The sequence below is a fragment of the Solibacillus isronensis genome, assembly GCF_900168685.1.
In the GTDB taxonomy this organism is placed as follows: Bacteria; Bacillota; Bacilli; order Bacillales_A; family Planococcaceae; genus Solibacillus; species Solibacillus isronensis_A.
In genome coordinates, this window is record NZ_FVZN01000014.1 from 1,484,608 (window position 1) to 1,510,521 (window position 25,914).

The 25,914-nt window shown below is 38.7% G+C and carries 17 protein-coding genes; 2 read left to right on the plus strand and 15 right to left on the minus strand.

Annotation, left to right across the window (positions count from 1 at the left end):
• Positions 1–111: 111 nt before the first annotated feature.
• Entirely contained in the window at positions 112–1,905 is a 1,794-nt protein-coding gene (locus B5473_RS15875; RefSeq protein WP_079526890.1) for an S-layer homology domain-containing protein, read from the minus strand.
• Between the two features lie 252 nt (positions 1,906–2,157).
• Between B5473_RS15875 and B5473_RS15880 the strand changes: the two genes are divergently transcribed.
• Complete coding sequence (locus B5473_RS15880) at positions 2,158–4,665, plus strand: sensor domain-containing protein (RefSeq protein WP_176142091.1); 2,508 nt, start codon at positions 2,158–2,160, stop codon at positions 4,663–4,665.
• Positions 4,666–4,729: 64 nt separating this feature from the next.
• Here the strand turns inward: B5473_RS15880 and B5473_RS15885 are convergent, their stop codons facing one another.
• From B5473_RS15885 to B5473_RS15895, 3 genes are read right to left on the minus strand one after another with little or no spacing between them, the layout of a single operon-like run.
• The gene (locus B5473_RS15885) at positions 4,730–6,544 is read right to left on the minus strand and encodes an ABC transporter substrate-binding protein (protein WP_079526895.1); all 1,815 of its coding nucleotides are present in this window, start codon (positions 6,542–6,544) and stop codon (positions 4,730–4,732) included.
• 19 nt (positions 6,545–6,563) lie between these two features.
• A complete protein-coding gene (locus B5473_RS15890; RefSeq protein WP_079526897.1) occupies positions 6,564–8,060 on the minus strand; it encodes an ABC transporter permease in 1,497 nt (498 codons plus the stop codon).
• 14 nt (positions 8,061–8,074) lie between these two features.
• Complete coding sequence (locus tag B5473_RS15895; RefSeq protein WP_079526899.1) at positions 8,075–9,472, minus strand: ABC transporter permease; 1,398 nt, start codon at positions 9,470–9,472, stop codon at positions 8,075–8,077.
• A 169-nt stretch (positions 9,473–9,641) separates the two neighbouring features.
• Between B5473_RS15895 and B5473_RS15900 the strand changes: the two genes are divergently transcribed.
• Positions 9,642–11,378 carry an ABC transporter ATP-binding protein gene (locus tag B5473_RS15900; RefSeq protein ID WP_079526901.1) on the plus strand — a complete coding sequence of 579 codons (1,737 nt, stop codon included), beginning with the start codon at positions 9,642–9,644 and terminating at the stop codon, positions 11,376–11,378.
• Between the two features lie 119 nt (positions 11,379–11,497).
• Here B5473_RS15900 and B5473_RS15905 read toward each other — a convergent pair whose 3' ends face one another.
• The 11 genes from B5473_RS15905 to ilvD all read right to left on the minus strand — a co-directional run bounded on the left by B5473_RS15905 (position 11,498) and on the right by ilvD (position 25,805).
• Positions 11,498–12,622 (minus strand): Ger(x)C family spore germination protein, encoded by a 1,125-nt coding sequence (locus tag B5473_RS15905; RefSeq protein WP_079526903.1) that lies wholly within the window; start codon positions 12,620–12,622, stop codon positions 11,498–11,500.
• Positions 12,597–13,712: a GerAB/ArcD/ProY family transporter gene (locus B5473_RS15910; RefSeq protein WP_079526905.1), complete on the minus strand. Its 1,116-nt coding sequence runs from the start codon at positions 13,710–13,712 to the stop codon at positions 12,597–12,599. Before B5473_RS15910 ends, B5473_RS15905 begins: the two co-directional genes overlap by 26 nt.
• On the minus strand, positions 13,709–15,052 hold the full coding sequence (locus B5473_RS15915; RefSeq protein ID WP_079526907.1) for a spore germination protein: 1,344 nt from the start codon (positions 15,050–15,052) through the stop codon (positions 13,709–13,711). The genes B5473_RS15910 and B5473_RS15915 overlap by 4 nt, the downstream gene beginning before the upstream one ends.
• 226 nt (positions 15,053–15,278) lie before the next feature.
• Positions 15,279–15,869, minus strand: coding sequence for a 3-isopropylmalate dehydratase small subunit (leuD, locus tag B5473_RS15920; RefSeq protein ID WP_079526909.1), 591 nt, complete (start codon positions 15,867–15,869; stop codon positions 15,279–15,281).
• A 12-nt stretch (positions 15,870–15,881) separates the two neighbouring features.
• Positions 15,882–17,291, minus strand: a complete 1,410-nt coding sequence (leuC, locus tag B5473_RS15925; RefSeq protein ID WP_079526911.1) for a 3-isopropylmalate dehydratase large subunit — start codon at positions 17,289–17,291, stop codon at positions 15,882–15,884.
• 71 nt (positions 17,292–17,362) lie between these two features.
• Complete coding sequence (leuB, locus tag B5473_RS15930; protein ID WP_079526913.1) at positions 17,363–18,463, minus strand: 3-isopropylmalate dehydrogenase; 1,101 nt, start codon at positions 18,461–18,463, stop codon at positions 17,363–17,365.
• 127 nt (positions 18,464–18,590) lie between these two features.
• Positions 18,591–20,135 (minus strand): 2-isopropylmalate synthase, encoded by a 1,545-nt coding sequence (locus B5473_RS15935; protein WP_079526915.1) that lies wholly within the window; start codon positions 20,133–20,135, stop codon positions 18,591–18,593.
• Position 20,136: 1 nt separating this feature from the next.
• Positions 20,137–21,150: a ketol-acid reductoisomerase gene (ilvC, locus tag B5473_RS15940; RefSeq protein WP_079526917.1), complete on the minus strand. Its 1,014-nt coding sequence runs from the start codon at positions 21,148–21,150 to the stop codon at positions 20,137–20,139.
• 279 nt (positions 21,151–21,429) lie between these two features.
• Positions 21,430–21,945, minus strand: a complete 516-nt coding sequence (gene ilvN, locus B5473_RS15945; protein ID WP_008403681.1) for an acetolactate synthase small subunit — start codon at positions 21,943–21,945, stop codon at positions 21,430–21,432.
• Entirely contained in the window at positions 21,942–23,687 is a 1,746-nt protein-coding gene (gene ilvB / locus B5473_RS15950; protein ID WP_079526919.1) for a biosynthetic-type acetolactate synthase large subunit, read from the minus strand. The genes ilvN and ilvB overlap by 4 nt, the downstream gene beginning before the upstream one ends.
• A 447-nt stretch (positions 23,688–24,134) precedes the next feature.
• The gene (gene ilvD, locus B5473_RS15955; RefSeq protein ID WP_079526922.1) at positions 24,135–25,805 is read right to left on the minus strand and encodes a dihydroxy-acid dehydratase; all 1,671 of its coding nucleotides are present in this window, start codon (positions 25,803–25,805) and stop codon (positions 24,135–24,137) included.
• Positions 25,806–25,914 lie beyond the last annotated feature (109 nt).

Consider the following 25,914-nt stretch of genomic DNA (forward strand, 5'->3'; position numbering starts at 1 on the left):
AGAAGCTGAAATTTTATAAGCACCTTTCTTTCTGCCCAGTATAACAGCCGTTTATCTCTCAGAGAAAAACGGCTTTTTAAATGTCCTATCTACTGTAATTTGTCGTTCAAATTAAATCATCTTTGCGATCTGTAATGTTTTGTATAATACTTTTGCCATTTGTGAACGCGTCAATTTTCCATTCGGATCAAATTGGCCATTTTCCTTACCACCAAATATCCCTAATTCATATGCGGCGGCAACAAAATAACTGTCAGCTGTTGAAAGCTGTTTAAAATCGGTAAATGGAATTTTATTTAAAACAGGATCTGAAATGTTGATTCCTGCATATTGAAGCAATCGTATTGATAAAACAGCCGCTTCTTTGCGTGTTACAACTTTTTCAGCATTAAAATAATTTGAGTTTGGTTGCTCGAGTATACCCGCTTCCAACAGAGACTCTATAGAGCTTTCATACCACTTGCCATGGACATCTTGATATGTAGAACTTTCACTTGAAGTTATATTCATCGAACGAGCAATCATAGCAGCATATTGTGCTAATGTGACTTTAGCATTTGGTTTGTATAATCCATTCTCTACTCCTGATACGATTTTACGTTTCGCCAACTGCTCAATTTCGTACCGATGTCCATCTGTATGAATATCAAAAAATTGCACTCGACTATTTGTAGCTGTGAATTGTGCGGATGTTTTCGTTTTTATTATAAATTTATTTGCTATCTTTCTATATGGTGTTGCTATATACTCCCCTCCGTCATGCAAACGAACAATTGTTGCTGATGAAGGCAAGCCTTTTACTTCTATATCAATATAGGAAGAAAATTCAAAGCTTTCATCATACATATTTGCCGTAAACAGAATGGATTCTTCATTCATTTCTTCAATTGTCATTGTCAAAACGTCATCATTATTTGTTTTGCGCACAGCTTTATTAGGGATTGATAGTGTAATAGTATCTGAAACGGTTATTTTCGTGTTTGTATAACGATTCATTTTGGAAACAGGCATTACTACCGTGTACATTTGACCTTTGTTTGTAACTTCTATATTTGTCGGATATTCGCTTGGCTTGCCTTTTTCATCCTCATAATAAGGGTCCCAGCCATAAGATGTATTGCGCAGTACTTCTTCGATATACAGTAAATCATGGTAATTAGAGACAAAGTTTTGCTGTAAAGTAGTTAATCCATTGTACTTTACACGTACGGATGCTACTTGTTCCATTGTGGAGCTTGTCGACAATTTAGAAATTTCATTTATTACTTGCTGTGCGATTGAACGATTGTTTGTTGGAGAATAATAAGTCTCATACTCAAGCTTTTTCTCATTCATAAGTGGTGTTATCAACATTCGAAAATCATATGGCAGTAATTGATATGCCTGCATGGTAGTTTCATAATTGTAAACATAATTGCTGTCCTGTAGTGATAATTGTTCAAGTTTAAGTTGTACTGCTTTCATTTTTGCCATGTTTTCCATATAATTTTGAAGCTGTAAGTATAAATAATTTGGGATTACCGCTTGCTGAGAAGTCGTCAATGAATGGTAATAGCGATTTGCTTCCTCTATATCTCGCAAAAAAGAACTGTTTCGTGCAGTGATGGCAGCCATTTTATTTGTAAACGTCGTCAGCACGTATTGATGATCATTATTACTTCCTAAATAATATAAAAGTGTTGTCGAATTGCGGACTTGGTTCTGCTGATAATCCGATAATAAATAATAAGCATTTCTTGCCTCATTTAAATAATATTCGTATGTAGAGCTAAATGGATTAATCTGATCTATGAGATTTTCCGTATTTTCAACTTGCCAATCATTTGCAGCATCTATGTCTGCAGGTGCAGTAATGATGATAGCCGGTATTGTAAAAAGTGCCATATATTTTGTTGTTTTTTTCATACGTATAAACTACCTTCCTTTTGTAAACTGTACAATCAGTTTAGCACGAAATACCTAGTTGTTGTATGTTTTTCCAATTTTTATTAAATACTCATATTACCTACATTTTCGTCAAATTTTATGATTAAATATATTATAATATCGAAAATAGTAATTTTTTATCATATAGTGTAAAATTCGATTAACAAATTGGTGTTATGAACACTTACGGATCAATGAAATGGATTTTATAGAGGGATGGTGGAAAAATTAATGGAAAATGATATGAACTATCAAAAATTCAATCAATTATTTTCAGGTCGAAATCTCAATCAAGAAGTGAATATAGACTTTTTCAATTATTTTACATCTCTTACGAATAATCATCCGAATATTGTTATTGTATTATCTAAATTCGGTAAAGTACTTTCTTCCAATAATAAAAAACTCCAAGCTTTACTCGGTAAGCCGGTAGTAAATCACGAGGATTTTCAACAGTTTTTGTATGGTGAAAACGTAGATATACTTGAAAATACATTTAATAAAGCATTACAAGGCCATGCTGAAAAATGTAGTATTGAAATTAATAATAATCTTAATAAAACATTATTTCTCGATCTGACTTTCATTCCGATAATCATCGAAGAAGATGTTGTCGGTGTTTACTTGATCGTTACCGATAATACAGATAAAGCTGTGATGAAACAGGAACTGATGCTATGGGAAAACCACTTGAACTATGCTCAGCAAATAGCAGAAATCGGAAGCTGGGAATATTATTTCAATGAAGATAAACTGATCTGTTCAAAAAATTTTTACAATATGTTCGGAATTGATGATCAAAAATATATAAGTATTGATGAGCCGTTCAAGCAAATACATCCTGAAGATTTGAATATATCTTTACAATATTTAAAGAAATCCATTAGTGACGGCGAACATTATACGCATAAAGTTCGGGTTTATCATAGGAAAACAAAAGAATTAAAACATTTCAAAGTACATGCTGAAGTGTTTGCTGAAGAAGGAAAACCAGCTAAAATCTTCGGAATTATTAAAGATGAAACATATCAAACATTGCTAAAAAAACAGCTGATCGAGCAGAACGAAGAATATAAGTCAATTTTTGATACTCTCACATCAGGAATTTGGATGCGTGAAAAAATAGGTGGTAAATTCCTTTTCGCTTCAAAAGGATTGGAAGAAATATTGGAGATTCCCCTCTCTACCCTATATGAGGATTCAAAAGCCTGGTATAACATGATCCAGCCCGTGCATCTTCCAGAGTTGGAAAACGGTAAAAAGAAAATGATGAACGGTGAAAGTTTCCAGTGGATTTATCGGATTAATTCCGGAAACGGTAATACAAAGTGGCTGCTTGAAGAAGTTGTACCCCGGCTTGATAATCACGGCCAAATAACGAATATATTCGGGTTAGTCACGGATATTACTTATGAAATAGAAAAAGAACATAAAATAAATTACTTATCCAACTTTGATAATCTTACAGGTCTGCCAAATCAGCAAAGTCTATTTAAAAAATTGGATGACATGTGCGAAAGTGATGATCCATTTGCCATTCTTTATTTCGACCTGGACCGCTTTAATATCATCAATGATTCACTCGGTTATTTTATCGGGAATGAAACATTAAAATTTATTGCAGACCGGCTTGAAAAAATAATGCCTAAAGACAGCTATCTTGCACGTTTAAGCAGCAATGATTTTATTATGATAATAAAAAATTTCGTAAATAAAAAAGAAGTGCTTCAATACGCCAAAACGGTCATCAAAAAAATTAGAGAACCGTTCACCATTCAGGATTACGAGTTAAATATCTCGACTAGTATCGGCATTACTTTCTATCCCGAGGAAGGCAAGGAAAAATTGACCCTTTTGAAAAATGCTCACACTGCACTTTATAAAGCTAAAAAGGAAGGGAAAAGTACTTATCAGCTTTCATCTGATGAAGGAGATATATCTACTTATAAAAAGTATGCTTTGGATCGTGATATGCGAAAAGCTATTTCAAATGAGGAATTTGAGTTGCATTTCCAGCCGCAAGTGGAAACAGGCAATGGTTCTCTTTGCGGAGCTGAAGCGTTAATTCGCTGGAACCATAAAGAATGGGGATTAGTCTCCCCTGGAGAATTTATTCCATTGGCGGAAGAAAACCATATGATCAACGGGATTACTGACTGGGTGATTGAAAAGGTTTGCCAGCTTCTTAAAGAATGGAAAGAAAAAGGACTGCCAATCATTCCGATAGCAATAAATATCCCTCCTATCCGATTTATGAAAAAAGGGTTGTATCAACATGTGAAAACACAATTGGAGCGTTTCGGGATTGATCCGTTCTATTTGGAATTCGAAATTACAGAAGATACATTGCTGAATATAGAATCGAGTGTATATTCAACGATTCAAAGCTTAAAAGACCTCGGAATTCGGATTGCGGTTGACGATTTTGGTACCGGCTATGCATCTTTAGCTTCGATTCGAAAGTTTAAACCGAATAAAATTAAAATCGATAAAATATTTATAGATAATATTAATAACGAGGACAAAGTAGATAACGGCATTATTTGTGCTACATTGAATTTAGCGAAGTCGCTGGAGATGAATGTGGTCGCTGAAGGTGTGGAAGAGTTTGAACAGCTCAAATTTCTAAAGAAAAATGACTGTGATGTAATTCAAGGTTATCTATTTTCCAAACCCGTTAAAAAAGAAGCGTTTGAACACATATTGCAAGTCGGTTATTTATCCCCGCAAGTTTCATAATCATTTAACATCCGTTAAAAAAATAAACCGAAGCAACTTTCATAGGCTGCTTCGGTTTTTAATGTTATTTTGATTCGTTATATGCTTTTAAGAACTCTTTTACTTTTGCGCTGTCTGCTTCCAGTTTTAAACCTGTGTCAATTAAAGGTGAAACTGTTGATACAGCCGGCTTTTTCTTACCTTGGTAGTAGCTGATGAACTCTTCTTGATTGATTGAGTGAAGAACTGCTTTACGTAAGTCTGCAGATTTCGCAGTTTCACGACCGCTTGTATTGAACAATAAGTATGAAACGGCATTGCTGTCAGCTGTTTTTAATTCTAAGTTTTCATCGCCTTCAACTACATCTGTTTTCGTTTCAGGAACTGATTGTAATACGTGGATTTCACCATTACGCAATGCTGATAGTGCACTGTCATTATCCTGGATGAAACGAACGCTGATGTTTTCAATTTTTGGCTCGTTTTCAGTTCCCGCCTGGTATGCAGGGTTTTTCACGAATGTTGCTTCATAGTCATTTTTCTTCACTAAAATATATGGGCCTGATGCTGCTAAATGGTTTGCATAGCTTGCGCCTTCTGTAACAGTCGATTGATCACCGTAAGCGATATCCGTGTTCGGGTCATAGCTTGCTACATCAAATGTGTTCACTGCAGTTACCGCAGCTTCAGATACAATACCGCCAGATTGGTGCGCTAAGTAGTTTAATACTTGCGGGAAAGGATTTGGTGTTGTCAATTTAACAACTTGGTATTTCCCTGCTGCATTGTCTACATCTTTTTCATCTGTCACTACTTCAGAAATCGCTGCTGGCAGCTCATCCGATAATTCTTCTAAAACAGACTTGCCATCTGCTGTTTTCACTGATTCCAATGATGTAATATCTGATACGATTTCCACTGTATCAATATTTTCATGGATTGAATATGTGCGGTGATCCGGTACCGAAGTTTCATCTTTTGCACGGTTTAATGAGAATACAACATCTTCTGCTGATACTAGATCACCTGTATCAACTGCTTTTTCGCCTTCCACTTTTGCGAAGTTAATATCATCGCGCAGTACGAAATAATATTCTTCATTGTTTTCAGCAATTGCATGGTCGTAAGAAAGTGAGCCATCTGATACGACTTCATCCGTATCTGATAAATTCACTAAACGAACGTACATATTCGTGTTTAATGTATTGATCGAGCCATCGTTTGCTTTAACCGGGTCAAGAGAAGTCAATGATGCCAACGCTTGGTGAAGTACCAATGTTTCTGATGCATTTTTACCTTCTTCATTGAATGAAATTGTCTCCCATGCCTGAGCACGTGATTTTGGCAGACGTACTGTATCCGGATTAACTTCCGCTTTATAAATACCTTGGAATTTTTGAGAAATATATAATGGTGCAATATAGGCATTGTCGAATACTAAAGCTTGTTCAAGCTCTTTATATTTTTCCTTTGCTTCATCACCTGTTAATGTACTCGCTTCATCGATTAATTTATCGACTGTTTCATCTGAAGTACGGCTGTAGTCCCCACCTGTTTTGAATAAGCCGTGTACTGCATAGTCCGGGTTACCCGTTACAGTCGTCCAGCTTGAAATGGCAATGTCAAAGTTGCCCGCATCTTGCTGTGCTGTAAATGAACCGTAATCCGGCTGGATATTCAGTTTCACATCGAAACCGTTCTTCACTAATTGGTCACGCACAATATTCATGTCCTGCTCTGAAGAAGCCATACCAAGTAATTCGATGACTGGCTTTGCCCCAGCTGTTTCAGTAGTTGCTGAATCATTTTCTTTTACATCCGATTTTGTTTCGACACAGCCTGCTAATGCTACTGCTGCCACTGTTGCTGTTGATGCTAACGTAAATAATTTTTTATTCATGAAAAATTCCTCCAAAAAGTTAATTAGATTTTGGGTCCAATGCGTCACGCAGTCCATCGCCGAAAAAGTTAAACGATAAAACGAGCAGCATAATACATAGCCCCGGGAAAATCGCTAAATATGAATGTGACTCTAAATACGTGCTTCCAACTTTTAAAATATTGCCCCACTCCGGTATATGCGGTTCAATACCTAATCCGAGGAAGCTTAAACTACTAGTTGAAATAACGGCTCCTCCGATTGTTAATGTTGCTTTGACAATCATAGGTGCCAACGCATTTGGAACGATATGCTTGAAAATAATCGAGCGGTCATTTGCCCCTAATGCGCGGGCTGATTCAACAAATTCATAGTTTGAAATCTGCAGTACATTTGCCCGCATTGTCCGCGCATAAGTCGGAATAGCGCCGACACTTAATGCGATGATTAAATTTGTCGTATTTGCGCCAAATGCGGCAATGATTGCAATTGCCAGCAGAATTCCTGGAATTGCATATAAAATATCCAGTGCACGCATAATAATATTGTCGGTATTTTTTCCGTAATAGCCAGAAATCGCACCGAGCGCCCCGCCAATTATTGCCGGGATGATTGTTGCACAAAAACCAACGATTAATGAAATTTGCGCACCGAACACAATGCGGGAAAATAAATCCCTGCCGAAATTATCGGTACCTAACGGATATTCAAGTGTCGGTGTCTGCAGCAATACCGCATAATTGTTTTCAACCGCAAAGTCATAATCGAATGTCCATGAGCTGACAACCGATAAACTGAACATGAAAACGATGAAAAACAGACCAAATACCGCCATCGTATTACGCAGGATCTTATTCCACGTTTTTTGCCATTTCTCTACTGCGGACGGATCTGCATTTCGCGCTTTACGAATTAACGTAATCCCAAGTAACAGCGAGAAGAAATTGCCTGTCAATGTTGGGATTAGCAGAAAAATTCCAAGCGGCAGCATCCATTTAGGCGCTGTATCAACCGTAACAAACTTTGCGATTAAAACAGCAGCTGCTAAATACAGCAATGCCAAAAGGATAAACCCGCCCATTGCAAGAACAAATGTATCCACTACATATGGTTTGAACAAATTTAATCCCGAAATCAGGATAATGAATATTTGCGTCATAAAAGCATAAACCGCAAAAGTATATTCTGCCGTTTTGTTTTTCGATGCGAGCATAAAACCGAACCCAGCAGCAAATACATTCCCTACAAAAATCGTAAGGATCAACGGGATACCAAGAAGACGTGTACGCTTTGTCAGTTCCCGATGCTTCGCTAAATCCTTCTTAATGAGCAGTGATGTGAGCCATACGTATATCGTAGTACCAATATAAATCGCAAAAAATACAACTATATATGGACGCCATACACCTTCTGAAAAATTAAAACTATAAAGTAAAAACAGCAATGAAAAAATCGCAGAAAAAGCAATGGTAAACTGTGCATTTACATACTCTTGTGTTATTTTCAACAGCAGTTTTACGTCTGATATAAATTTCACGTCGTTACCCTCTCCTAAGATTTTTTCATTTTCGAACGAATTCTCGGGTCAAAGAAAGCGTATAAAATATCGATCAGCATGTTCACAATGGAAATGGTGATTGCAATATAAACAACCCCACCCAAAATTGCCGGAATATCCGGAATAAACTGCTTGTCGACAATATAACTTCCGATACCGCTAATATTAAATACTTTCTCCGTTACTGCCGCACCGCCGAGCATTCCACCAAACAACAGTCCAATAACAGTAATAATCGGAATCATCGCATTTCGGATTGCGTGCTTAGTAATTACTTTCCTTTCACTTAACCCTTTTGCTTTTGCTGTAATAATATAATCTTCATGGATCACTTCCAGCATACTTGATCTTGTCATACGGGCAATCGATGCAGTTATCGATGTTCCGAGAACAACAATCGGCAGAACGATCGACATCCAATTGCTCGGATTATACGTCGCAGGGAACCACTTTAATTCAAGCGAGAACGTCAAAATAAAAATCAGCCCTTGCCAGAAACTTGGAATCGATAAACCGATTAACGCGATTAACATGAATACATAATCGATAAATGAATTCGGACGTACTGCCGATACAATACCGACCGGAATTGCAATGGCAATCGCCATCAATAATGAAAACATTGCGATTTCAAGTGTTACCGGAAATTTGTTTAATATGCTTTGCGTGACATCTTCCTTTCCGGCAAAAGATGTCCCTAGATCGAATGTGAACAGACCTGACAGTGAATGCCAAAGCTGCACTAAATAAGGCTGATCCAACCCGTATAGCTTATTAAAGTTTTCGACTTGTGCAGGTGTTGCCTCCACCCCAAGCAAATTGCGGGCGGGGTCAAACGGTGAAATATACAAAATCGTAAACACGAGTGTCGCCACCCCGATGATAACGAACACACTTTGTAATAAGCGCTCAAAAATAAAGCGAGCAAATGGATTACTCGTTATGAGTAGTAAAGAATACATCAAAATACCAGGAATTATCGTAATCAGTAAAAAGTTAGGACGTTTTAATAGTGTACTAAAATAATTTTTATAGGAGTTTTCCACTACTCCATTTGCTGCAAGTCTTTTTTCTACTTCACGCTCCAACTTTTGCTGAGCAAGCGCTTTCGCAGCTTGAATGATCGTTTGCTCATCGACTTTTTGATTGAAAAACTGAGCTTTTGTCCGTTCCTCTACTTCATATTGCTTATGCCATTCGAATACTTTCTCGTCTTCTATTAATTGTCTCTTCACATTCATAGCTTTTTCCGCATACGTTGATTTAGATCGATTTACTAAATAGAACGGAATTGTAAAAATGTGTACGAAAAGACCGAGCAGCACGAAAGCAAAATAATAACTTTTTTTCGAAGCATTTTTTTGAAAGCTTTCAAAAAATAAATGCTGCATGTAACTAAAGCAGCTCCTTTCCTACCAATTCTCTCCACCTTAATACTGTGTAAAGAATCTTCACACTTTTAATATTGTATAATCCCTACCTGTATAGTAATGTATTATGTAGAACGAACATTCAGAAGTCAATGAAATTATTTTATTTTTAATAAAGGATGAGCATTTTATGAGCAAAAAGTTGCTTCAAGTAAGGGATTTACGTGTATCTTTTATAACTGGAGAGCAGGAATTTGAAGCCGTTAAAGGCGTAAGTTTTCATGTAAATGAAGGTGAAACAGTCGGAATTGTAGGAGAATCCGGTAGTGGAAAAAGTGTAACGGCCCGTTCAATTATGCGTTTACTTCCTTCCCCTCCTTCGTTTTTAAAAGATGGAACGATTGAATTCCAAGGGAAAAATCTAATTACCCAAACGGAAAATCAAATGGAAGCGATCCGAGGAAAAGACATTAGTATGATTTTCCAGGACCCGATGACCTCTACGAATCCTACTATTCGTATTGGAGACCAAATTGCGGAAGGTATTATAAAGCATCAGGGGCTTTCAAAAAAAGAAGCATATTTAAAAACAATTGAACTACTAAAATTAGTCGGAATAAAAAATAGCGAAGAACGGTATAATCAGTACCCTCATGAATTTAGTGGCGGAATGCGACAGCGAGTAATGATCGCAATGGCATTAGCATGTAATCCTTCCCTTCTTATTGCCGATGAACCGACAACAGCGCTTGACGTTACAATTCAAGCTCAAATTTTATCGATAATGAAGGATATGCAGCAGCGATTTGGTACATCTATTATATTGATTACTCATGATTTAGGTGTCGTAGCGGGAATGTGCGACCGGGTTGTTGTCATGAAGGAAGGCGAGGTTGTTGAACAAGGTACAACGGAAGAGATTTTTGCTAATCCGCGGCATCCTTATACGAAACGACTGTTAAAAGCTTTACCAAAGCTTCATGAACCGAAGCAGCCGAAAGAACTACCAAACTTATCGCCTGATTTGAATATTAATGTACCTTTAGTCGAAGTTAAAAATATATCCAAACATTTCGAATTGGCAAAAGGCAATGTATTAAAAGCAGTGAACGATTTATCTTTTCAAATTTTCCCGGGTGAAACGTTAGGGCTTGTTGGTGAATCAGGGTCCGGAAAATCAACAACCGGCCGTACACTGCTGCAGCTACATGAGCCAACGGACGGTGAAGTGCTTTACAAAGGCGTACCCGTTAGTCGATTAACGAAAAGCGAACTGAAAAGTATGCGTCGTCATATGCAAATAATCTTCCAGGATCCATATTCAAGTTTAAACCCTAGAAAAAAAGTGCTGGATATTATAGGAGAAGCATTGGATGTCCACAAACTGTCCCCTTCCAAGGAAGCGCGCCGGTCACGAGTAGAAGAATTGTTGGAACTTGTTGGTTTGAAAAAGGAGCATGCACTTCGCTATCCGCATGAATTTAGCGGCGGTCAGCGCCAACGAATTGGAATTGCACGTGCCCTTGCCGTTGAACCACAGTTTATCGTCTGTGATGAGCCATTATCTGCATTGGATGTTTCTATTCAAAAGCAAGTTGTGGAATTGTTAAAAAATTTGCAGCAGCGACTCGGATTAACGTATTTATTTATTGCCCATGATTTATCGATGGTGAAGCATATAAGTGACCGGGTTGCTGTAATGTATGGAGGGAAAATTGTCGAGTTAGCCGAAAGTGAAGAGCTTTATGCAAATCCGCAGCATCCGTATACGAAAATGTTGCTTGATTCGATACCCATTCCAGATCCAGTGATTGAGAAACAGAAGAACCGTCGTGTAATGTCAGAAGAAGAACTTATTTCTAATCGTTTTGATGTGGATAATACGAAGCTTGTCGAAGTGTCTAAAGGACATTGGGTGGCAATTTAACAATATGTAAAAATTTTGATAAAAATAGTTTATGCAGACTTGTTTTAAAAGAAAAATCGATTGTCGCTTTTTGGCAAAACAATCGATTTTTTGCTGAGCAAATTTAGCACAACCATTCCCTATTGGATCGTCCCAGTACTTTTTAGACCGGGTGCTACCGTCACTTTTATTTGCGCATTTTTATATGCCTCTTCCCATTCCGTGTCACTCATGCGTCGGTTGTGAAGTACTTTCCCTTTATAATCAATTCCAAATCCAAGCGGATCATAACCCTCTTCTATCATTTTTGTAATAAATTCAGTGATTATCTCCTCGCCCTCTTCCTTCAATAGTTTATTGTATTTGGGCAAATCTCGATTTAATAGCGGTTTTTTGGATTCAGATATATAGCCGTATAAACCGACTTTCAGTTCCAATTCGATGTTTTCGGATTTTTTGATGTTTACTTTATAATCTGGTTTGATTGTATCAATTCTTGCGATAAAATGTTCATCATCTCTTTTTATAAGAAAATCTGCATGTTTCGTTTCTTCCGTTAACATATTAAATATCGCAGTATTTAAATAATCGAGTTCAAATGGTTCCTTTTTGTCCGCTAATACCAACGATTTATTAATTTCAAAATGTTTCCCTTCCTCACTAACTTTGATGATTGGAACAACTGTATCAATTCCGCGCTCTTCCATATTTCTTCTAAAATCAAATAAATAGGTTGTAACAATATATTGACTTGTCGTTCCATTATGATCAAAATAATTGAAAAGTTCCGGGTATGCGACTGTTTCCCCTTGCGGAATTATTTTGATTACTTCTTCTGCACTCGGTTTGCCAACAGCTATCCAGGAAATCATTTGTATATCCGGTCTTCTTAACAAAAAGTCCAATATTTCTTTACTTCTATCCTCTTTCAGCAGCTCTTCACCAATAATAATTAGTTTGGAGTGGCCAAATTCAAGTTCCTTATCGGAGTATGATTGTAAGATGCGGATTGCTTCAGATAAAGTTTCACCTGTTTGTGTGAGATACGAATAGCCAGGCTGTGTCGCTTCTTTAAAGGAGCCGGTTGGTTCATAAAGCTTCAACGTTATTTTATAAGGCTTATCCTCTTCATCTGATTTGTCAATTGCAATCATAGCGACAAATACACTTTTATCAATATCTTTGAATGCACATCCTGTCAAAAAAAAGAGGCTGAAAAAAAAGAGTATAATGGCGAATTTAGTTTTTATAAAGGGATTCGGCATTTTTCATCCTCCTTTTTATAAAGAAAAATAGAACGACCATTATAGGGAATATAAATACTAATATGTTATAAAAATACTTCGTGTAATGGTGTAGCTGATATTCATTTATTTTACGCACTATTACTAAAGAAATAACGATGAAAAACGGTATTGGAAGTAAAGTGCCAACAATCTTTCCTTTATATTTTATTTTTTCCAGCTTAAAGACGAATTTCAAAAATTCCATCGCTGCATGCCAATGGATAAGAATGCTTAAAAAAGCGATGCCCAAATAAAACAGCAGGAAAATAAATAGTACACGCTCAATTACAAAAAAATCCATCCTTAACGAGTCAGTTGTCATAATCCACGGATAAACAAGCTCATCAATATTTTCAAAACCATTGAAGCCTATTGGGATAAAGTATGTTGTAAATAAAGTCGCAATCGATATGAACACAAGTATCATAATTTGCTTAAAGCCAAAAGTCTGTTTCCCTGTAAAAAAGCGATTGAAAACAAACAGATTGGCCGCCCCCAAAAATAAAAAAAAGCAGGCGGAAAATGAATGAAAATTAGGCATTTGATTGATATATAAAGCAGCTTCCTTTACAAAATCCCAATTTAAATTTTGGGCACTGTACGCTTTAAAAAAGATTAAAAGAATTAGTGGGCATGTTATGAGTATTATTACTTCAATTGTATAGAAAACACGCTCTGTTTTCATAACACAGCCAAAGATGACCGCCAAAATAATCGTCAGGCAAATTTGAATAATGGGCATTTCCGGCGTCAAGAAACGGATAAGAAGAAATGTAAAGGTTATTAACGTAATTAAGCCTGCTGTAAACCATAGGACAGCAAGCGAGAAAACGAACGGCAAGTAAAACCATTTGGATGTTGTTTTTTGCAGTAGTTCAGGCAACGTCATTCCGGGAAAGGAAATAAAAAAGCGTGTATATATCGTCACAAGAACGACGCCTGCTATTGCCCCCAGAATCATCGAAGAAACCGCCCCATCCTTATGGGAATGGAGAAGAATTGCAGGGACAGAAGCGATAATATTCGCCACCATATTAATCAATATTAAGTAGTAATAAAATCGACTCATGTATTTCCTCCTGATTTTCCCTTGCTCGTTTTTGAAGGGGAAATTTTTAGATATGGTTCTCCAAAGCTGTCAATACTTACTAAATACATAATAAATGCAAATAAGCCAAGTGTTAATCCTGCTAATCCAAAGATCGTTGTCGTAATGATAAAAAATAGTCGTACTATACGAATTGCAAACGCCATTTCATTTACCGGTATGACAAAGGTTGAGATCGCTACAGCGGAAACTAGGATAACCATGACATTTGATGCAAGTGATGCCTCTGTTACGGCAGTACCTAAAATTAATCCGCCTACAGTAGTGGCAGTAGCACTTACAGCTTTCGGGAGCCGAATACTTGCTTCTAATAGCATTTCCATAAAAAGGAGCATAAACAGCACTTCTATGAATGATGAAAATGGAACCCCAATTCTACTGCCGGCGATTGTCAGTGCCAGTTCCGTTCTGAATACTTCCGGTGCAAATGATGTAATGCCAATATATAGGCCCGGCAAAAGCAGACTAATGATTAACCCGATATAGCGAAGCATTCTTAAAAAAAAAGAAATAAAAAATGTGTGGTAATTGTCCTCCATTGTCGTCATAAAATCGAAAAAATACACTGGTGCTGCAAGTGCTTGAGGATTTGCATCCAATAGCAGGACAACTTTGCCGCCTGAAAGATTATATGCGATGCGGTCGGGTCGTTCCGTCATAATCATATGAGGAAATAACGAGATACGTCTATTATTCAAAAAATTATTCAATTGCGTTGTAGAGGTTATGAGTCGTTTATCAATTTTCTGGAGTCTTTCCTGAATCGCCTTTAATACCTTTTTATTTACTTTTTCCTGATCGTAAATAATGGCGAGCTTTTGCTGATTGACTTCTCCTAAAACTAAATATTCCACATACAAAGATTGCTGATGATAATTCGTACGAATGATATTTATATTTGTTGCGAGATTGTCGCTAAGCGCGAGTTGCGAGCCATGGATTGTCATTTCCACGGATGTTGTATTCACCTGATCGTTTGTGGAAAATTTCAAATCCAGCAAATAATATTCATTTTGAATAACAATGAGCATATTCCCGCTTAATAATTCCATTTGCAGCTGTTCTTTAGAACTGCTTTCCTGGTACTGCGGCAATGCCTTCAAATATTGGATAAATTTTGTTTCTGTCGTCATTTCGAAAAAGGGTTTAATAATGACTTGCTGTAGCAATTCCATATTAATCAATGGCTTGATATAAAATAGCAAAGCATGTTTTCCTTCATCTTCTAAGGTCTTCTTCGTTAATTCGTTCGTATTCGCGAGCTGTTCGGTGATCCACTTAACGGTTTCTGCAGAAGACATATATATTCTCCAATCATTTATAAAAATATTATTATTAGATTGCCCAATATTTGAAATATAATTCATAGAAGACGAGAAAATATATCAGAAAAACACGGCTCGCCTCAAATTTAATGCAAGTGTTGATCGTTTCCAAATTGGCTTTCCTTATATGTTTAAACTTTTCCTTCTCCTCAAAAAAACTCACTTCAAACAGTCAATAGGACCATTCGAAGTGAGTCTTCGTTTAATAGGCAATGCGGTTTTTCTCAAATGCCGCGATTTGTTCTTCGTATTGGAATGTCAACGAAATTTCATCCCAGCCATTTAACAGCATCTGTTTATAATATGGATCTATCGTAAAGGAATATGTTTTACCATAACCGGTTGTGACAGTTTGTTTCTCTAAATTTACTTCAATCGCCTGAGCATTAGCGAGGCCTTTTTCTAAAAGCTCATCACATTCGGCTTCATTCAGCTTAATCGGTAAAATTCCATTTTTGAAGCAGTTGTTATGGAAAATATCCGCGAAGCTTGGTGCGATCACAACACGGAAGCCATAATCCAGTATTGCCCACGGTGCATGCTCACGTGAAGAACCACAGCCAAAATTATCTTGGGCCACCAAAATTTCCGCTCCATTATATTCCGGTTTATTTAATACAAAATCCTCGACTGGATTTCCTTCTTTATCAAATCGCCAATGGTAAAATACAAATTGTCCGAAACCAGTACGCTCAATACGCTTTAAAAATTCTTTCGAAATGATCTGGTCTGTATCGACGTTTTTACGGTCAAGTGGTGCATAGATGCTATTTACAATATTAATCGGTTTCATGCTGATCTCTCCTTATGCTTCCTGCTTTTGTAGCTTACGAACATCGACAAAACGTCCGTGAATTGCAGCAGCTGCTGCCATCGCTGGTGATACAAGATGTGTTCGGGCACCTGCACCTTGACGTCCTTCAAAGTTACGGTTAGATGTTGAAGCACAACGCTCACCCGCTGGAATAACATCTTCATTCATCCCTAAGCAAGCAGAACAGCCTGATTCGCGCCATTCAAAACCGGCATCAAGGAAAATTTGATGTAGCCCTTCTTCTTCTGCCTGGCGTTTTGTCGACCAAGAACCAGGAACTACAATCCCTTTTACACCCGGTGCAAGCTTTTCGCCTTTTACAATTTCAGCAGCTGCACGTAAGTCATTAATACGGGAGTTCGTACAAGATCCGATAAATACATGTTGAATTTCAATATCCGTAATTTTTTGGCCTTCTTGTAAATCCATATATTTCAGTGCTTTGTTTAATGCAGATCTATCCGTTTCATTGTCATAATCAGCAGCAGTAGGAACTGTTTTCGAAACGCCGACACCCATCGCTGGATTTGTACCCCAAGTTACAATCGGTTCAATTTCCTGAGCGTCGATTTCAAGAACAACATCATATGTTGCATCAGCATCAGAAGCAAGACTTAACCAGTATTTTGCCGCTTCCTCAAATTTTTCACCTTGAGGAACATGACGGCGACCGCGTAAAAATTCAACTGTCGTTTCATCCGGTGAAATCAGGCCTGCTTTTGCTCCTGCTTCAATTGACATATTACAGATTGTCATACGCTCTTCCATAGAAAGCTTGCGGATTGCTTCACCTGTATACTCTACGATATGTCCTGTACCGACACCGATTCCCCATTTTGCAATGATTGCTAAAATGATATCTTTTGCTGTTACCCCAATACCAAGTTCACCGTTAACACGGATTTCCATTGTTGGCGGCTTTAATTGCCATAATGTTTGTGTCGAAAGTACATGTTCTACTTCCGAAGTACCGATTCCGAATGCGATTGCGCCGAATGCACCGTGAGTTGCTGTATGTGAATCACCGCAAACAATTGTTTTACCAGGTTGTGTAAGACCTAATTCCGGTCCAATAACGTGAACAATCCCTTGATCCGGATGACCGATATCCGCTAATTCGATGCCGAACTCTTTTGCATTTTCAGCAAGTGTCATAATTTGTTTTTTTGCGATTGGATCGTTAATCGTCGGCAGGTTTTTTGTAGGTACGTTATGATCCATTGTTGCGAACGATAGATCTGTACGACGCACTTTCCGTCCTGCCAGGCGTAGTCCTTCGAATGCTTGAGGACTTGTTACTTCATGAATTAAATGCAGGTCGATATAAAGTAAGTCCGGCTTTCCTTCTTCACGATGTACGACATGCTGTTCCCACACTTTTTCAATAATATTTTTCCCCATAGTTCTCACCGTTCCTTAACCATATATAGTGTTGATATTCAAAACCATCAACAGTTTTCTTTCGATTGAAATTAGTTATATGAAATCATAATGCTGTCTGAAACGAAGCTTGCATCGATTTCGTTTAGTACTTTTTCTGTCCATTCCTCTGTTGATAATGTACGTGTATGTTCCTGAGCTAAATCGGCTGTATAATAGCCATCTTCGAATACGGCTGCAACAGCACGTTCGATTTCTGCAGCTTCTTCTTTTAAGCCGAATGAATACTGAAGCATCATTGCTACTGAAAGAATTGTTGCTGCCGGGTTCGCAACACCTTGACCTGCAATTTCAGGAGCTGAACCATGTACAGGCTCATAAAGTCCAAAATTATCGCCGCGAATTGATGCAGAAGGTAATACACCAAGTGAACCCGTAATAACAGAAGCTTCATCACTTAAAATGTCGCCGAATAAGTTTTCTGTAACAATGACATCATAATGACCCGGGTTAGTAATCAGTTTCATCGCCACTGAGTCAACTAAGTTGTGTTCTGTTTCTACATCTGGGTACTGCTTTTTCTTTTCTTCTACAATTTCACGCCATAAACGGGATGTATCCAGTACATTTGCTTTATCTACCGAGCAAAGTTTTCCACGGCGTAAACGTGCTAATTCGAATGCATTTTCAACAATACGTTCGATTTCTTCACGGGAATACACACATGTATCAATAGCACCTGCATCTGTTTTCTTACGTGGCTCTCCGAAGTATAGCCCTCCTGTTAATTCACGGACGATCATTAAGTCTACATTTTCCGCAACTTCACGCTTTAATGGAGAAGATGCAAGTAAACTTGGGAATGCTTTCACAGGGCGTAAATTCGCAAATAAATCAAAGTGCTTGCGGATTTTTAGTAAACCTTTTTCCGGACGCAATGCTGGCGGGTTGTTATCCCATTTCGGACCACCTACTGCACCTAATAAAATGGCATCACTTGCTTCACACATCGCAATTGTCTCTTCCGGTAATGGATTATTGTACTGGTCAATTGCAGCTCCGCCGATTGAAGCATAGTTTAAATGAAATGTATGGTTAAAACGTTTCCCGATTACTTGTAATACTTTTACTGCACTTGCAACAACTTCTGGACCAATGCCGTCACCTGGTAGTACTGTAATTTTCTTTTCCATTTGTAAAACACCTTTCTTTCTACGTGAAGTAACTTGATGTAGAAGCGCCACCAATTAAGATGGCGCTATTATTCTTATAATGAGCTTGCTAGTTGTTTTCCTTTACAGGAACAACCTTTTTATTCTATTAAACCGTAACTTCTTGTTTATCGCGTACTTGCTGCTGGATCAATTGTCTGTTTACTGCATTTAAATACGCTTTTGCGCTTGCTTCCAGCACATCTTGTGCTGAGTCACGTCCTGTTGATGTATAGCCGTTATATTTTAAATTAATGACCGCTTCTCCAAGTGCATCGCGTCCTTTACCGACTGATTGTACTCGGTAGTCCAAAATATTGACTTTACCTCCAACAAGCTGTTCAAGTGTATTAAAAATGGCTTCGACTGAACCTGATCCTGTTGAGGCGATTGTTTTCAACTCGCCATCAGGTGTCATAACTGATGCAGTAGCTGTTGGAATATTTTCTGTACCGTATTGAACTTGAACCGATTTAAGTTCAAATAACGGAACATCTTCTATTGAAACTTGCTGCTCAGTTAAAATCGTTGTTAAATCTTCTTCTGTTACTTCTTTTTTGCGGTCCGCTAATTTTTTGAACTCAGCGAAAGCTTTGTTCAGTTTTTCATCCGACAGCTGGAAGCCCATTGTTTCGGCACGGTCACGGAATGCTGCGCGGCCTGAGTGTTTTCCTAAAACTAACGGAATATCGTCTTCGCCGATCAGTGCCGGTGAAATGATTTCATATGTTTCAGGGTTTTTCAGTACACCATCCTGGTGAATACCCGATTCATGTGCGAATGCATTTTTACCGACAACAGCTTTGTTCGGTTGAATGACTACGTTTGTTAAACGGCTTACCATCTGTGATGTACGTTTTATTTCTTTTAAGTTCAAGCCAGTTTCAACACCGTAGAAGTCTTTACGAATATGTAGGGCAACACCGATTTCTTCTAATGCGGCATTTCCTGCACGTTCACCTAGACCGTTAATCGTACATTCTACTTGATCTGCACCGTTTTCGATGGCTGCCAATGAGTTTGCAACTGCCATTCCTAAATCGTCATGACAATGAGCAGAGAATTTTATTTTTTCTGCCCCGATCACGTTTTCACGTAAATAACGGAATAAAGCGCCGTATTCTTCCGGTGATGCATAACCAACTGTGTCTGGAATATTAATCGTTGTTGCACCAGCTTTAATAACTTCCTGGCAAATACGAACTAAAAATTCTTTGTCTGAACGGAAACCATCTTCTGCAGAAAATTCTACAAGTGAGAATTTTTCCTTTGCATACTTTACCGCAGTGACAGCTTGCTCAATTACTTCATCTGGATTTTTCTTAAGCTTATATTCCATATGAATCGGGCTTGTTGCGATAAACGTATGAACATGTGGCTGCTCAGCATGGCGAATTGCTTCCCAAACTGCATCGATATCGCTTTTCACAGCACGTGCTAAACCTGTGACGATTGAATTCTTCACCGTTTTTGCGATTAACGATACCGCCTCCAAGTCACCTGGAGATGAGGCAGGGAATCCCGCCTCAATAATTGTGACACCTAAACGCTCTAGTTGTTTTGCGATTTCTACTTTCTCTGCTGTATTTAAGTTAATACCAGCCGATTGTTCTCCATCGCGCAATGTTGTATCAAAAATGTCAATTTTTCTCATATTATTTCACTGTTACCTTTTGTTTTCCTTGGTTGATGAATGGCATCATAGCACGTAATTTTTCGCCAACTTCTTCGATTTGGTGGTTTGCGCCAGCTTCTTTGAATTTTGTATATTCAGGACGACCGTTTTCGTTTTCAGCGATCCAGCGTTTCGCAAATGTACCGTCTTGGATATCAGTTAATACATCTTTCATACGAGCTTTTACTGATGCGTCGATAATACGTGGACCTGAAACATAATCGCCCCACTCTGCAGTATCAGAAATTGAGTAGCGCATTGTTGCCATACCGCCTTCAAACATTAAGTCAACGATTAATTTAAGTTCGTGTAATGTTTCAAAGTAAGCTAATTCTGGTTGGTAACCTGCTTCAACTAATGTTTCGAAACCTGCTTTAACAAGTTCAGTTGTACCACCGCAAAGTACTGCTTGCTCACCGAATAAGTCAGTAACTGTTTCTTCAGCAAATGTTGTTTCAAGTAATCCGCCACGTGCTGAACCGATTCCTTTACCGTATGCAAGAGCTAAATCACGAGCTTGACCTGTCGCATCTTGGTGGATTGCGAATAATCCTGGTACGCCAGCGCCTTCAGTGAATTGACGACGTACTAAGTGACCTGGGCCTTTTGGAGCTACTAGGAATACGTCTACATCTGCTGGTGGTTGAATTTGACCAAAGTGTACGTTGAAACCGTGTGCGAACATTAACGCTTTACCTGGTGTTAAATGTGGTGCGATTTCAGCTTCGTATACTGCTTTTTGACGCTCATCCGGAAGTAAGATTTGGATTACATCCGCTTCTGCAGCAGCTTCTGCTACTGATTTAACTTCTACGCCATCTTCTTTTGCTGCATCATATGATTTACCTGGACGGATACCTACTACTACATCAAAACCTGATTCTTTTAAGTTAAGCGCATGAGCATGGCCTTGTGAACCATAACCGATAATCGCGATTTTTTTACCTTGTAATACTTGCTCGTTAATTTCGTTTTCATAATACATTTTTGACATTTTCATTTCCTCCAATTAATTGAATGTTTTTTTATTTGTAATTCGGGCTTCAGATGACATCCTCCACCCTGTTTAAAACCAATTGAGTAATGTTGTATTCCGTTGCGGTGGACGCTTTCCAGGGGCACGAGGCCAACACGATGTTGGTCACAAAAACGTTGCCACAGGACGTGTCGCTCTTAGTTTTTGTTCCTTTCTCTCCCTCGTGCTTATCCCCTAGGAGTCGCCACCTCCACTACATACAACGGATCCATCTTTGACATAATATTTGCCGTTTGCTTATTTTAAAATCGATAATTGCGGGCTTTCGATTTTTTGTGCTTCACGGATAGCTGCTGTTGCACCTGTACGTGTTAACTCTTTAATGCCATATGGACGAAGTAACTCGATAAATGCATCGATTTTTTCCGGGTGACCAACTACTTCATATGTCACGACATTTTTTGATGTATCGACAACTTGCGGACGGAATGGCTCAACGATTGCATTCATTTCCAGGCGCAAGTTTGGCGGTGAAACTACTTTAATAAGCGCCAGCTCACGAAGAACGATTGCTTTTTCAGTAATATCGTTTACTTTTAATACATCAATTTGTTTCGAAAGCTGTTTGATTAATTGTTCGATTTTATTCTCATCTTCCACATGGACGATAAACGTCATTTTCGAAAAATTCGGCTGCTCCGTATGACCTACTGTAATCGATTCAATATTGAATTGACGTTTCATTAATAAGCCAGTCACTCGGTTCAATACGCCGCTTTGGTTAATTACTGTTACTGTCAGCACTCGCTTCATGGCTTCTTCACTCCAATCATTTCATGTAATCCTTTACCAGGCGCAACCATTGGGAATACGCTCACAAGTTGCTTCACTCGGCAGTCAATAACAACCGGTTCATCAGAATTGATCGCTTCATCAAAGATTGCTTCTGCTTCTGATAAATTGTCAATGCGGTAGCCTTTAATGCCATATGCATCGGCAAGTTTTACGAAGTCCGGCTGGATAGGCATTAAGCTCTGTGAATAACGCTCATCATAGAATGTTTCCTGCCATTGACGTACCATTCCTAAACAGCTGTTGTTAAGGATTACTACTTTTACTGGTAAGTTAAACTCTTTTAGTAATGCAAGCTCTTGGTTTGTCATTTGGAAACCTGCATCTCCTACAATCGAAATAACTTTCTTCTCCGGTTTCGCAAACTGTGCACCAATCGCTGCCGGGAAACCGAAGCCCATCGTTCCTAAACCGCCTGATGTTACCCAGTTATGCGGATTATTTAAATGATAGTATTGGGCTGCCCACATTTGATGCTGTCCAACATCCGTTGTGATAATCGCTTCTCCGTCCGTCAATTTATGAAGGATCTCAATTGCTTGCTGCGGTAATACTTCTTCTCCATCTTCTTCATACCAAAGCGGATATTTATCACGGCTATCATTTAAGTAATGGATCCATTCTGTCGTATCCGGTCCTTGGAAGTCTTTTTTCAACAGTGCAAATAATGCTTCTTTTGCATCCGCAACAATCGGAATATCAGTTGGTACATTTTTTCCGATTTCTGCCGGGTCGATATCGATATGGATGATCGTAGCGTTCGGTGCAAATGTTGCTAAATTTCCTGTTAATCGGTCATCAAAGCGTGCACCGATATTGATTAATAAGTCGCATTTTGTAATCGCGTCATTCGCAGTTGCATATCCATGCATCCCAGCCATTCCGTAGAATTGTTTATGCTGTCCGTGAATGCTGCCTAAACCAAGCAGTGTATTAATAACCGGTAAATTATATTTTTCAATAAATTCTGTCAATTGTTCGCGTGCATCTGCGAATAATACTCCGGCACCTGCCAGCACTAAAGGTTTTCTAGCTAAACTTAATGCTTGAATTGCCTTTTGGATTTGAAGATAATTCGGTTTTGTTGTCGGCTGATAACCCGGTAAATAAATATCTTCCGGAGCTTTAATTTCATCCAGGAATACTGTTTGTGAGATATTTTTCGGGAAGTCAATGACAACCGGTCCTTTACGTCCTGTATTGGCAATATGGAATGCCTCTTTTACGATACGAGGGATATCCGCTACGTCCTGCACCTGATAGTTATGTTTTGTGATCGGTGTTGTAATCCCCATAATGTCCGCTTCCTGAAAAGCATCTGTACCGATTACGGATGTCGCAACCTGCCCTGTAAAAATAACTAACGGAATCGAGTCGATCATCGCATCGGCAATACCTGTTACGAGGTTTGTCGCTCCCGGTCCTGATGTTGCAATTACTACACCCGGTTTATTCATAACACGTGCATATCCTTCTGCCGCATGGATCGCACCTTGTTCGTGGCGTGTCAGAATGTGACGAATCGGATTACGGTAAAGAGCATCATAAATTTGTAATACTGCCCCACCCGGATAACCGAAAATAATATCAACATCTTGTTCATGCAGTGCCTGCACTAAAATATCCGCACCGTCTCTCGGTTTTGTTACTTGTTGTTCTTCGGGCTTTTCGATTTCTTGATTTACTGAAACGTTTGCACTCATAGTAATTTCTCCTTCCTTTTTCAAAACTTTATATGGTTAATCATTTTTATAAATTGATAAAAAGAAAAAGCCTTTATCTCCGCACGCAAAAGAAAACCTCTTACGTAGGGATGAAAAAGACTTTTCATGGTACCACCCTCATTTATAACATGGATGAACATGTGCTTCTAAAAAGAAACAGTGTCCACCTAGTTACCTCGCGAACCGCCTGAGCCCCTTTATTTCAAAATTCCCATTAGGAAATTTGTGCAACTAAACAAAGAGAACGGTTCATTAATAACGAGCAATTCGAATATGCCCGGAGCTATCTAATGGCGAATGCGTTTAATAGCTCACTCCGAGGGGATGTCGGATATAGTTGTATCGCCGGCTTCCACCAATACCGGCTCTCTGGTAGATACAAGACTCTATATCCTTTAACCTCATCAACGTTTTAAAGTATTCAGATTATATTTTCATTACGCCGCCCTGGGAAGCATTTGTTACTAAAGCAGAGTAACGTGCCAACCAGCCGCGCTTAATTTTTGGTTCAAATGGTTTTAGGTTTTGACGACGCTCTGCAAGAAGTTCGTCGGAAACTTGTAAATTGATTGTTCTGCTTGGCAAATCAATAATAATTGTATCGCCATTTTCGACTAGTGCGATCGGCCCGCCTTCAGCAGCTTCAGGAGAAATATGGCCGATTGAAATACCGCGTGATGCACCTGAGAAACGGCCATCTGTAATGAGTGCGACTTTCGTTCCTAGCCCACGCCCTTGGATAGCAGAAGTAGGTGCCAGCATTTCCGGCATACCCGGACCGCCTTTTGGACCTTCATAACGAATGACAACTACATGTCCTTCTCGTACTCGGCCGTCATCAATTGCCTGCTGTGCTTCTTCCTGTGAGTCGAATACAATCGCTTCGCCTGTGAATGTTTTAATCGAAGGATCAACCGCTCCTACTTTAATTACCGAGCCTTCAGGGGCAATATTTCCGAATAATACGGAAAGTCCTCCTACAGCACTATATGGATTATCCTTTGTGCGAATGACACGATCATTAGTAATTTCATAATCTTTCACAAGCTCTCGCATAGAAACACCTGCGATTGTAGGTCTGTCAGGGTGAATTGCCCCTGGAATTTTTGTTAATTCATTAATAATCGCCTGAACACCGCCAGCTTTTGCAATGTCATTCATCGAGATGTCCGATGCCGGCATAATTTTTGCAATGTAAGGAACACGTTCTGCTACTTTATTAATGTCTTCAATGTTGTAGTCAATTTCTGCTTCATTGGCGATTGCCAGTGTATGAAGCACTGTATTTGTAGATCCGCCCATTGCCATATCAAGAGCAAATGCATCATCAATCGCTTCTTTTGTAACAATGTCACGTGGTTTTACATCTTCTTTAATCATGCGTACTAAATGTTTCGCTGCTTCGTAAATTAATTCTTTACGTTTTTCGCTTGTTGCAACGATTGTACCGTTACCCGGTAATGCTAAGCCTAGCATTTCCATCAAACAGTTCATTGAGTTAGCTGTGAACATTCCCGAACAAGACCCGCATGTTGGACATGCATTGTTCTCGATATCAAGGAGCTCTTCAGCTGTCATCGTACCTGCTTTATGTGCACCGACCCCTTCAAAAACACTCGTTAATGATAATGTTTTACCTGAAGAAGAAGTACCCGCTTCCATTGGTCCTCCTGATACGAATACTGAAGGTACATTAGTACGAACAGCTGCCATTAACATACCGGGTGTAATTTTGTCACAGTTTGGTATGTAGAACACTCCGTCAAACCAGTGTGCGTTAATTACCGTTTCAGCTGAATCGGCAATAATTTCACGTGATGGCAATGAATAGCGCATCCCGATATGACCCATTGCAATTCCGTCATCGACTCCTATTGTATTGAATTCAAATGGAATTCCGCCTGCTTCAATAATGGCCTCTTTTACTACGTCCGCGAATTCTCGCAAATGGACATGGCCTGGAATAATATCAATATAAGAATTACATACACCGATAAATGGCTTTTCTAAATCTCTCGCCTTTACTTTACCTGTAGCGTATAAAAGACTACGGTGTGGAGCTCGGTCGACTCCCATTTTAATCATGTCACTTCTCATTTTAAACGCCCCTCAACGTAATGCTTTTACTCTAGCTGTTTTTTTATATGTTCGATTTTTCATATAAAGTTCGAATATTCGAAATTTTATAATCAGAAAGTATCGAATG